This window comes from Njordella calcicola (assembly GCF_056494125.1).
In genome coordinates, this window is record NZ_CM151396.1 from 4,801,896 (window position 1) to 4,813,855 (window position 11,960).

8 protein-coding genes are annotated in these 11,960 nt (G+C 53.0%); 4 read left to right on the plus strand and 4 right to left on the minus strand.

Annotation, left to right across the window (positions count from 1 at the left end; genetic code table 11):
- Positions 1-139 precede the first annotated feature (139 nt).
- On the minus strand, positions 140-3,217 hold the full coding sequence (locus SH302x_RS18540; RefSeq protein ID WP_479363993.1) for a hypothetical protein: 3,078 nt from the start codon (positions 3,215-3,217) through the stop codon (positions 140-142).
- 149 nt (positions 3,218-3,366) lie between these two features.
- Positions 3,367-4,200 (minus strand): undecaprenyl-diphosphate phosphatase, encoded by an 834-nt coding sequence (locus tag SH302x_RS18545; RefSeq protein WP_479363994.1) that lies wholly within the window; start codon positions 4,198-4,200, stop codon positions 3,367-3,369.
- Between the two features lie 480 nt (positions 4,201-4,680).
- Here SH302x_RS18545 and SH302x_RS18550 point away from each other — a divergent pair, with 480 nt between their 5' ends.
- The 4 genes from SH302x_RS18550 to SH302x_RS18565 all read left to right on the plus strand — a co-directional run bounded on the left by SH302x_RS18550 (position 4,681) and on the right by SH302x_RS18565 (position 9,051).
- Positions 4,681-5,757, plus strand: a complete 1,077-nt coding sequence (locus SH302x_RS18550; RefSeq protein ID WP_479363996.1) for a putative zinc-binding metallopeptidase — start codon at positions 4,681-4,683, stop codon at positions 5,755-5,757.
- Positions 5,758-5,817: 60 nt separating this feature from the next.
- Positions 5,818-7,710 (plus strand): SpoIIE family protein phosphatase, encoded by a 1,893-nt coding sequence (locus SH302x_RS18555; protein ID WP_479363997.1) that lies wholly within the window; start codon positions 5,818-5,820, stop codon positions 7,708-7,710.
- A 115-nt stretch (positions 7,711-7,825) separates the two neighbouring features.
- Positions 7,826-8,254, plus strand: coding sequence for a Dabb family protein (locus SH302x_RS18560; RefSeq protein ID WP_479363999.1), 429 nt, complete (start codon positions 7,826-7,828; stop codon positions 8,252-8,254).
- A 44-nt stretch (positions 8,255-8,298) separates the two neighbouring features.
- Positions 8,299-9,051 (plus strand): hypothetical protein, encoded by a 753-nt coding sequence (locus tag SH302x_RS18565; RefSeq protein WP_479364000.1) that lies wholly within the window; start codon positions 8,299-8,301, stop codon positions 9,049-9,051.
- A 100-nt stretch (positions 9,052-9,151) separates the two neighbouring features.
- Here SH302x_RS18565 and SH302x_RS18570 read toward each other — a convergent pair whose 3' ends face one another.
- Positions 9,152-10,168, minus strand: a complete 1,017-nt coding sequence (locus tag SH302x_RS18570; protein ID WP_479364002.1) for an NAD-dependent epimerase — start codon at positions 10,166-10,168, stop codon at positions 9,152-9,154.
- 39 nt (positions 10,169-10,207) lie between these two features.
- Positions 10,208-11,908 (minus strand): Rne/Rng family ribonuclease, encoded by a 1,701-nt coding sequence (locus SH302x_RS18575; RefSeq protein ID WP_479364004.1) that lies wholly within the window; start codon positions 11,906-11,908, stop codon positions 10,208-10,210.
- Positions 11,909-11,960: the final 52 nt, after the last annotated feature.

Sequence of the window (11,960 nt, forward strand, 5' to 3'; positions counted from 1 at the left end):
TCCCCGGTCGCTCGCGGTACTCGCGGCCGACCCTCCCAAAATGAGAGGGTGAAGAAGAAAGCGGACGTCACACGGAGTGTGCCTGCTACTATCGCATAGGCCGGTGATCGTTATTCGAGCCGCCGAACAATACGTCGCTCTAACGTCGTAGCGTCGAACTTTCAGGGCGAGCGGCAGTCATCAAGAATCGTGTCGACTCTTCCGTGACCAAGTGCGTCTCACCACCATCGCATTGCACTTCCGCTCGGAAGCGATGCATCCCTGATGTCGATGCCACAGCAATTATCTTCAACGTAACCTTTTCGCCAGCTCCAATCTCCGGAATAGGCTCGAATACGACTTGACCTGGCACCAAGTGCGCTTGCTCGCCCATCGCATTGACTGGCTCAATTCCTTCGGAGAACTGCGCCAACACCGACACGTCGCGAGCAGGCTGCGAACCACGGTTGTGAATCACCAACTCATAGCTCACTTGCTCGCTAACCGGTGCCGGGGCAATAGGATCGATGACAGTCAACTTCAAATCGCTGATCGCTTGCACCATCACTACCGCATCACACTTGGACTTGTCGCCATGCGCATTGGTCGCGACCACGCTCAGCGGTTGCTCGCCAACGGCATTCAATTGCAAAGTCACATCAATGGTGCTCTCCGAGCGCGGCTGCAACGAACCAATCTCCCACACCAGAGCATTGTTGATCAACCGCACACCCTCAGGCAACTCGGCGGCAACAGTTTCAGGTGGCAAAGCGATTTGGCATTGAGACTTCGAAGCCACAATATCGCCAACGTTTTCTACGCTGAAAGTGTATTTCGCAAACGAACCCTGAAACTGTCGTTCTGGGATCCGGCAAGCAGTCTCAAGTTTCACTTGAGCGACTTTCACCTTAATATCGCTTTCCGCAGTGAGGCCCGTGGCACTGCTGCTTGCTCCAGCAACAATCGACAGTTCGCCGGATTGTTGGAAAGTTAATTCCACTTCGACCGAACGTTCATCACCAGCGGCGATCGTGCCGATCTTCGATTGCTTGGTACCGAAACTATCGGCGGTCAACGAAACGTCGACGTCTTCAACCGGCGCGTTGCCGGGGTTTCGTACCAACAGTTTGTACGACTCAGGCTTGCCATAAAGCACTTCGGAAGGCCCTTCCAAACCGATCAACAACATTGGTAAAATCGACGTGATTTCGACGTTGTCCGATTGAGGCAGCACGGTCCATTCAAAATCCAGCCCAAAGTTCTCGGGTTTGGAAGCGGCGATCACTACGGACAATTCTCGGATCTGTCCTGGCGCCAGTTCAGGCAACTGCCACAGTAACGATTGGCTGTTATCTTCCAAGGCTTCGGACTCGATCGTCCCCGCGCTAACCTTCATGTCTTTTGCGGATACTCCAGGAGGCACCAAAGCGCTCACCAGCAGCCCAACGACTCCGGATTGGCCTTCGTTCTTGGCCAGTACGCGGTAACTAGCGGGCCGATCGACACGCAGCTTATCTGGACCTTCCACCCACAATCGTAATTGCGGTATTTGCATTTCCATCAAAGCGGCAGACGAAGCGTTCGCATTGTTAACAACACTGTTGCTCGCAGCTTCCATCGACGGCGTGCTAGCGGCAGGCACCGCTAGATTGGTAACGCTTGAACCTGCGGTAGTCATCGGCTTTGCTAGCGCACTGGCGTTCGCATTGGACGCGACTGCCGGAGTTGCGTTCGGCTGTGGCTGTGCATACAAGCTCCTTGGCAGATTAGGATTGGTTGCCAATTGCGAGGAGGGTTGGGGTGGAGTGGCATACGCTGACTGCCCGTTGGACGAAGCGGTTAATGCTTGAGGCGCTTTAGTCGCTGCTGGTGGCACAGTCGCTGGTGGAGTCGATTCACTTGCCAGATCTTTCAGGGGCGAGCGAAAGTTGGTAGGCGTCGTAGGTCTTGAACTAGCAACGCTGGGTGGCGAAGGTGGCAGCGAGATGGGATCTGGCAACGGCATTTGGTTAGAACCAGTCGATGCACCGGAGTTCGACAAGCTGCCGCTGCTGGCGGTAGTCCCTTGAGCGACACGTGATGAGCCGCCTGTGACAACGAACTCTGGCCGACTCGCGGGACTTCCTTCGTTCAACTGGCGGCGCGAGACTGCAACGTCATCGCTGCTGGACGAGCTGGTTTCGGTTAGTGCACTGCGCAGCGCAGCTTCTTCTTTGCTCGATGGCTGCTGAACGCGAGTTGGCGCTTGGCTAGCCGCTGCTCGCGCGGCATCTAGCTCGGGATCGATCACAGAGGTTGGCAGCGCGTTAGCACCAACGACAGTTGCGCCGTTGGGTTGAACTGCGGGGCGCGATCGACGACTAGAGTTGCGGGGGTCGAGCGGATCAAGATTCTTGTTGATATCGGTGCTACCGGGAACGGGCGCAGCTTTCGCAAGTGTAGTCCGAGGTCCCGCAGCAGCAGGATTCGAAGCTCCCACCCCTGCGACCGCTTCCTGTGCTGTCGCAGGCAATTTGCGATTCAAGTATTCGCTAGGCCGAACAATCTGAGGCAACGACGCTCCATCGGTACGTGGTGACAAGTTCGGCACTTGTGACGGAGTGCTCATCACGTCGCGGTTGGCTCGAGCGGCCGCCCCCGTTCCGATCGCGGGAGCTTGAGGTGGCGGGACTGCAGGCTTGCTAAAAGGTTCGATGCTCGGTTGGCTTGTTTTCGCAGCCGGTGTCGCGGCCGCAGCTCGCTCACTATCATTCTCTTCACCGCCACGGCTAGGCGGCATTTCGTCCTCGGCGTCGCGTTCGCTGACGGCTCGCAACTGATGGAAAATACCGCCGCCAAACAAGCCGCCTTGGCCATTGGGCTGTTTGGTCTGCGGTGCGCCTCGATAGCGTGAAGCTTGCGGCGTCGTGCGACGAGGGGTGGGCGATTCAACAGATGCTTCTGACGCTGCAGAATCGGATTCCTGCATTGCCTCCTGAGCGGCCGCTTCAGAATCCCCGCCTACTCCAAAGAATCGACCCACTGTGGATCGGAATCCGCCACCGGCCGAATCCTGAGCAGCAACGGAGGTGCACACGGCAATCGGAATTAAGCTTCCCATTGCAAATGCACGAATGTGTCGAGTGAGTTTGTCGTTGAACATTTCGATTCTCATCTGTGCAGCGTAATTGCTTTGCTGGCATTCACGCGTCGCGAAGCGAGCAAGACCTAAGCGGTCTGGCGTAAGATACTTTTCCACTTTTTGAAATCGACCGGTGGGAAAGTAGGAGTTGAGCCGAATTCGCAAGATTTGACGGTTCGAACGGATGTATTAACCGAACATAGCGCCAGCAAAATTGCAGAAGATCACGGCACTGTGACGCTGCAGACGCGTCGTTGTCGACCCGCTTACCGCACGAACCAAATCAAAACAATCGCCGCCAGCGCGATGCGGTAAATCGCAAACGGAATGAACCCGCGCGTTTTTACCCAGTTCATCAGCCACGCAATAACTGCCAGAGCGACCAGGAAACTAACGATAAAGCCCACCGCTAGGACTCCCAATTGATGAGCGGAAAGCCCAGTTGGCTGGTCAATGATGAACTTGAGAAACTTGTAACTGGTGGCCGCAAGCATGACGGGAATCGACAAAAAGAAACTGAACTCAAGGGCCGCCGCTCGCGACAGTCCCATGATTTGCCCGGCTGCGATTGTGGACATCGAACGACTAGTGCCCGGGAACGCAGCCGACAAAATCTGAGCCAGACCAATCACGGTCGCTTGCGTCAGCGACATTTGCTCCAGTTTGGCTGTCACAAACTTAGTCGCGTAGATGTGATCGACGACCCACATCACAATTCCACCCAGCAACAGCGCCAAACCGATGACCAACATGTTCTCCAGATTCTCGCCAATCAGTTTGTCCATCAGAAAGCAGGGGATGGCGGTGACCACGAAACTGAGGATGACTAATGCGAAAGGGTGACGAAGTCTCGTCTTCCAATCGGGCATCGGTGCAAGGAAGGTTTGCGTGAACTGAGCCAGTCGTTTTGCGAAAAAAACCAAGACGGCCAGGATCGCCCCGAGCTGGATCACGATGGCAAACATCTTCCAAAACTCATCTTCGGCAGCAATGCCCAGCAAGTCTTGGGTGATCCGAATATGTGCTGTCGAACTTACAGGAATAAATTCAGTGAGACCTTCGACAATTCCAATAATGACGGCTTTTAAAAAGTCGTTCACTCGCGATACAGCTTTACAGAAAGAACATTCGGATACAAAAAAAGCCCGGACGTGTGGACCAAGACGGCCACACGTCCGAGCGGGACTAAATCTCTCGAGAAACCAAAGGAGGTTTGTTGCCTCGAGTTGGGTGGGGCGTTCTTATTCGCCCGCCGGCGAGCTATGAACTGCCACCCCGTTGGCTTGTAGAACTATCTGTCACCTGATCACCTCCTTTTCGAATAATGACGACCGTCTCGCACTGGACTCTAGCCAGATGCCAGCACCTCACGGTTCAGATGCAAACGATGTGTTGCGTCAACACATCCCGTTGATTCAAGAATAGCTTCGCGTCTTCGAAAATCAAGTTCGCTGACAGATTTTGATTGGTCAATAATCATCAGCAAAGTACATCGACGAGCTTGGCATAGTCTTTGCTAATACGCTGGAATATTGTCGGCGGAGGCAAATCAATGTGCAAAATCTGCTAGATTCATTGCTGTGACGTTCGTCATCTCACCTTTGGCAAGGACCGCGTGTTTGAGTAAATATCCTTTGGAAGTTCGCCGTTGCGTTTGCGGGTTGCGAATTTATCAATTTAATTTTCATTGTGTTGGCTGTGGTAGGACAATTGGTAATTGTGGCAAATGTCACCGGTTAACTTCGTTTGAATTGAAAAACAACGAGTATTACTGCAGCCATTCCAATTGCCAGGCTTGGGTCCAGCCCTGCTTCAATCGAACCGAGCATAGAGTTTGCAATGCGATGTTGCCCAAGAAGAAATCGACAGCGGCAACCAGTCTATGTGAGTTCTGTATCTTGACGACGACCATCCCGGCATTGGATAACCCAAAGAACCTCTTGCGTTGGCAGCGTTTGGAATCAGCCAAACGACAACTGCATTCGCAACTCCGCGCACTGGGCTTGCCTCCTTATTGCGTCGACGCTTCCATCCGCGAAGTCCCCCCCCTGAGCTATGAGTTTGTCGAATCCAGTGTGCCTCAAGATGGACTGTCTGTCATGATGGGGCATGAGCTGGGCAAGATCACGATTGTCGTTGAAGAAGCGGATGCAGGTTATCGCGAAGGGCTACGAGAACAACTGGGTGAACCGCAGCGGACGCTGGTTCGACACTTCCGACATGAGATAGGCCACTATATCGATTTCGTGGGTGTCCCACAGCATCGGCGTAACGAGTACCTGCAACTGTTTGGCGATCCGTTGAGCGTCGATTATGAACTTGCCAAAAATGCCTACTACAGTAACAACGCATCGGTGAATTGGCATGAGCAGTTTATCTCTCGATATGCAACGATGCACCCGTGGGAAGACTTTGCTGAAACGGTCGACGCTTTCTTGGACTTGGCGGCGGTCATTCAAGTGGCCAGTGATCATGAGATTGTGAAGCTGAAAAGCGCACGCGAATTGTGCTCAAAGGAAATGATTGACCAGTACCGCGAGATCGCACTGCTGTCGAACGAATTGAACTTTTCGCGTGGTCTGGACATGTTGGTGCCTGAGATTATTAGCGAAGCTGTGCGAAAGAAGCTTGAGTTCGTCGCTTCGCTTTGCCAGTAAAGCCGATGATATCACGTGCTGGGCAAAACGCGGGGAATTGTCAGGTTCGCCCATCGTCCGTTGAGCACTCGGAAAGTAAACGCGGAGGATTCGCCGGATTTTTACACCGCAAAGCGACCTTGGAAAGTCTGCGTCGGCAGCTATACTTGGAAACCTGGCTTTCGATGTTCGGCATTGATTTCGCATACCGACGGTCGCTCCACGTTCCTGAGTTGTCGATTAAGCCACGACAACCTCGATGTCTGTAAAGGACTTAAAGCATCCATGGCTTATCTGGAAGCACTTAACGGTTCTCAAACTGGCCAACAGTACGTCATCGAGGCGGCAGAATCGACGTTGGGACGCCATCCAGATTGCACGATTGTCTTGGACAGCGGGGCTGTCTCGCGACAACATGCCAAGATCATTAAACGCTCCGATGGCTGCTACATCCAGGATTTGAAAAGCCGCAATGGAACCTTCGTCAACGGCGTATTGATCTCTGGCGAGAAACTGCTGCGCGATGGCGAAGCGGTCCGAATCTGCGATCTTGAGTTCACCTTTCGCGATGATGGCCCAGGCGTTGAATTGGATTTGTCGGGCCATTCGCGACTGAGCAGCGATGGTTCTTCCGTGGGCGTGCTGATGGTCAACGACGCCGCCGATTCCGCGGCCAAACTGGTGACCGAACGCATGGAGATGAAAAGCGGTTCGATGGGCGTAGAGCTGTCGGCCACCGCGGACCGCAAACTTGCAGTCATGATCGAAATTGTGCAGAAGCTCAGTCGATCGATCAAGATGGATGAGGTCTTGCCCAACGTCCTCGAAGGCTTGTTCCAAATCTTCATTCAAGCCGATCGTGGCTTTATTGTCTTGAAGAATGACAAAGGCGAGCTTGTCCCGCGATGGATGAAAGCACGTCGCCCCGACCAGGAAGATACGCTGCGATTGTCCAAGACGATCATGACGCACGTCATGGATGAAAAACAAGCAGTGATTTCGCTGGATGCTACCAACGATGAACGCTTTAACCAATCGCAGAGTGTATTCGACCTGCGACTGCGCTCGGTGATTATCGCGCCGCTGCTCAATAGCGATGATGTCCCCATTGGAGCGATTCACTTAGATACGGTCCAACAACGGGGCAAGTTTGAACGCAAGGACCTGGAACTGCTGGCCGCGATTGCTGGGCAAGCTGCGATTGCGATCGAAAATGCGCAGTTGCATGAGCAGATCGTCCAACAGTCGTTGTTGGATCAGGATTTGAAGTTGGCCAAAGAAGTTCAATTGGCGTTCTTGCCCAAGCAAGCTCCGGTGGTTGCCGGTTATGAGTTTTACAAGTATTACTCGCCAGCGAACTGGATTGGTGGCGATTACTTTGACTTTATTCCGATTGACGAGAATCGATGGGCCGTGGTCGTGGCCGACGTGGTTGGACACGGTGTGGCAGCGGCGATGTTCATGGCCAAACTTTCAGCGGAAACGCGGTTCGCTTTTTCAGCTTACCCCGATCCAGCCATCGCCATGCGAAAACTGAACGACAGCTTGTGCGAATTGCAAGCGGAAAGGTTTGTAACGATGATCCTGGTGATTATCGATCGCACGACGAACAAGATTACCGTGGCCAACGCTGGGCATATGGCACCGCTGATGCGGACTGCTGCCGGTGAAATCAAAGAGATTGGCCAGAACGACGGAGGCTTTCCGCTGGCGATTATCCCCGATTCGGATTACACGGTGACCGAAACGACCATCGATTCGGGCGACACGTTTGTCCTGTATACCGATGGGATTTTTGAGGCCCCCAACGCGGAAGGAAAGCAGTTTTCGATCCAGCGAATCTCCGATCTCATGAAAAACTGCGGCGAGAACTGCGAAAACATGGGCGAGACGATCATTTCGTCGGTCAAAGAGCACATCGGCTCAACGCCACAAGAAGACGATATGTGCTTGGTGGTTGTCCGACGGCAATAATGGGACAAAGCCTGGATTAACGTTGGTTGGCCGATCAGCGGACATTTTCGTTTTTTTGAAATGTGATACGCTATGCAGATCGATTCGTAACTTCGTTTTTCGGAAAGGCCACCTCATGACCAGCCGCTTTGTACGCCCACTTCAGGTAACGTTCTTTGCTGTCCTGCTGATTGCAGTTACCTCGCTAACCATCATGTCCCTCAATCGCGCTCAAGCCCAAGACGAGAAGGATTCCTCGCGAATGTTACGTCACGTTGTCATGTTCCAATTCAAAGCCGACAGTTCGGCTCAAGATATCCAGACCGTAGTCGACGCATTCCGCGAACTGCCAAAGAAGATCGATTCCATTGCGGATTTTGAATATGGCACCGACAACAGCCCTGAAGGGCTCGCCAATGGTTTCACGCACTGCTTCTTGGTCACTTTCAAGAGCGAAGAAGACCGCGCGAAGTACTTGCCACACCCCGCTCATGAAGCATTTGTGGGTGTGTTGAAGCCTCATTTGGAGAAGGTAATGGTAATTGATTACTGGGCCGACAAATAATCCGACCAGCGAATCATTTCCATGCGTTTTCCTAAGGATCCCAAGTGCTAGACCTCAGCAACCTCAGCGACGACTACTATGTAAACATGGTGTTGCAGACCGAAATGGAGTTGCCGCAACAACGCGAAACACTGCTACACTATTTCGAGTTGATTCAAAAACGCTTTTCTGGAAACTCGCGATTTTTCGCAAGAGAGAAAGGCGATCATGTCTTGGAAGAAGACCGAGATGAAGGAGCGTATCGTTGGACCAGTGTTGAGGCGAAACGTTTGCAATCAGGATTTGTAAACCCTGACACTTTGCAAATGGCCATTGAGCAGCACGAGAATGTGCTTGAGATCGCGCCCTATGCCCTTAGTCTTTCGTACTTGGACTGCGAATCGTTGAGTGTTATTTTCGGTTTCGATTTCCAGTACAGTGGCAATCAAAGCGAGTTGATTGCAGAAGTACTTGGGACACCTGCGGCGTTGACAGGATTGGTGGAGCATGTGGGGCAAGGGCTTGTATCGTACGAACCGGCGATACAGTTTGCAGTGGGAACGGGGATGCAAACGCAAGCTCGACTGAGTTTTGAGACACGTGGGAATCCTTTCCAGCAGCGTGATCCGGAATCGATGGGAGCAGGGGATGAAGTGCTGAGTGTTTACTTGACTGTGCGACGCTTTGAAGGCTTCAACAAGGAGGTTGGTTTCCGGGAAGACTTTCGGCAGTTGATCGAGATATCGAAAGAGTTGTTATCGACACACATTGTTGACGGCGTACTCCATCCGCTTCGCAGCGCCATCCGCGCCAAGTGAACGCCGCATTTGTTTAATCGTCAGCCGATGGTAGCAGTCACACTCCGTGTGCCGTCCGCTCTTTTCACCCTCCCATCTTGCGAGGGTATAAAGAGCGGGGCTAACGGACTGGGAAATACTCGCGATACCAGTCAACGAACTTTTGGATGCCAACGTCAATCGAAGTCGTAGGTGCAAAACCTACGGCGGCTTTCAAATCTTCCACGTCGGCAAACGTCGAAGGTACATCGCCGGGTTGCATCGGCATCAAGTTCTTTTGAGCCGTCTTGCCTGTCGCCGTTTCAATCGCAGCTATGAAGTCGTTGAGTGCGACTGGATCATGATTGCCAATGTTGTAAACGCGATACGGCGCACTGGAGGTCGCGGGATCAGGCTGACTGGCATCCCACGCCGCATCGGCTGTCGCTACTACATCGGTGATCGCCGCAACCGCTTGCACTATGTCATCGACATACGTGAAATCTCGCTTCATGTTGCCATGGTTGTAAACGTCAATCGGCTTGCCTTCCAAGATCGCTTTGGTGAACTTGAACAATGCCATGTCAGGTCGCCCCCACGGACCATACACCGTAAAGAATCGCAGCCCAGTTGTGGGCAAACGATACAAGTGCGAATAGGTGTGCGCCAGCAACTCGTTGGCCTTCTTGGTTGCCGCATACAGACTTACCGGATGATCAACATTCTGATGGACCGAGAAAGGTTGCGTCGTGTTCGATCCGTAGACGCTGGAACTGCTGGCGTAGACTAAATGGCTGACCTTTTGATGACGGCAGCCTTCCAAAATGTTTGTCATGCCAACCAAATTGGAATCAATATAAGCCAGCGGGTTTTCTATCGAGTATCGCACGCCAGCCTGAGCCGCTAGATGCACGACGCGATCAAACGCGTAGTCCACAAACAGCTTTTGCATCGCAGAGCGATCCGCCAGATCGATCTTGACGAACTCGAAATTAGCGGACTGCTGCAGTTGAGCGAGCCGATCTTGCTTCAACTGCACGCTGTAGTAATCATTCAAGTTGTCCAGCCCAATGACTCGCACGTCGCCTTGGTCAAGCCAAAGTTTGGCCAAGTGGTATCCGATAAAGCCAGCGGCACCGGTAACAAGGATGGTTCTCATATGCATGCAGAATCTGATTGGGAATCGACGTGGATCAAACTATGCCATTTGGAGCGATTGCAGCAGCGGCGTACTGACAGGATTGCCGTCGACATCGCGAACTTCCAATTGGCACTGCTCAGGGAACTGCGACTCGCTGCCCAGGACGGAAATGGTGACTTCCGACTGTTCTTCAATCCGCATCAGCTCACGCCGTTTACGATTGTTGAGGTAACCTGCCACGTTCTCGTTCACTTTAACACTAATGCGGTTTGCATTAGGTGTTTGAGCGGCCAATTGGAGAATGCGATAGACTTCCAACGCCATGCTTTCGGCGGTCTTGACGACCGCACGTCCTTTGCAGCAAGGGCAATCTTCGTAGACGCTCTTCTTGAAGCTGGGCCGCACGCGTTGACGCGTCATTTCGATCAAGCCAAAAGGGCTGGTTCGTAAGATCTTGGTCTTGGCCCGGTCACGCCGCATTGAGTCGCGGAGTGTGTTTTCGACTTTGCGGCGGTTCGATTCCTTGCGCATGTCGATAAAGTCGTTGACGATCACGCCGCCAAGGTCGCGCAGTCGCAGTTGACGCGCGATTTCTTTGGCAGCGGCCATGTTCAACTGGAACGCGTTCTCTTCCGCGTTTTCATCGGTGCGGAAGGTCCCGCTGTTGACGTCAATTGCTACCAGTGCTTCCGTTTGATCAATCACTAAAGAACCGCCCAGTGCCAACGGGACCACTCGCTGATGAATGCGATTGATCTCCGCTTCTAAGCCATACTTGTGAAAGATTGGTTCAGCCGAATCATAGAAGCTCAAGCGATCCGCGAACTTGGGCATCGTCATCTGCACAAATTCATTGGCGCGTTGGTAAGCATCTTCTTGATCGACCACGATCGAATCGATGTCGGCGGTGAAGTTATCGCGGATGGTGCGAATCACCATGTCGCTTTCTTCATATAGAACGCCAGTCGTCGGCATCTCTTTCAATCGTTTGACGATGACTTTCCAAAGCCGGGTCAGATAAGTGATATCCCGCGCGATTTCGCGAGCCGATCGGCCTTCGCCAGCGGTCCGCACGATGAAGCCGATGCCTTTGGGAGGATCGATTTGGCGCATGATATCTCGCAGACGTCGGCGAGCGTTCTCATTTTCGATCTTTCGCGAAATGCCGACTTTGTTCAACGCTGGCATCAACACGACATAGCGACCGGGGATCGAGATGTATGTCGAAAGGGTTGGGCCTTTGGTGCCGATGCCTTCCTTGATGACTTGGACGAGGACTTCATCACCGCGACGAAAGACTTCTTGGATTGGTGGCTTGAAGCGAGGGCGACCGCTGCGTAGCAGAGTGCTCTTGCGGCGTGGGCTGCGAGCGCGACCGTCGTCTTCACCGTCGGTGTCGTCGATATCGTCAAAGTCAGCGTGGCTGCGTCCCGAGCCGCCTTTGGTGCGATTAGCACGAGCCGCTTCGCGCTCTTCCATGATACCTTCTTCGATTTCCGCTGGATCAAAGCCCGCTTGGCGGAAGTATTGAGGCTCCACGTCGCTGATGTGCAGGAAGCCGTTGCGGCCGACGCCAAAGTCGACGAAAGCGGCTTGAATGCTGGGCTCGATATTGACGATCTTGCCTTTGTAGATGTTGTTGGCCCAGTTGTTTTGACTGGCGCGTTCGGTGAACAGTTCTTCCAACTGTCCATCTTCAAGGATCGCAATCCGGCATTCTTCGGCTTGCGAGATGTTAATCAGCATCTCTTTCTTCATAGACTGGTTTACTCATTTTCTTTTTGGTTTATGTGGGGCTTGGTTCTCATCG

Coding starts and splice junctions, on each gene's coding strand:
- SH302x_RS18575 (WP_479364004.1), bottom strand. CDS start 11,908: ATGAAGAAAGAGATGCTGATTAACATCTCGCAAGCCGAAGAATGCCGG.
- SH302x_RS18560 (WP_479363999.1), top strand. CDS start 7,826: ATGACCAGCCGCTTTGTACGCCCACTTCAGGTAACGTTCTTTGCTGTC.
- SH302x_RS18570 (WP_479364002.1), bottom strand. CDS start 10,168: ATGAGAACCATCCTTGTTACCGGTGCCGCTGGCTTTATCGGATACCAC.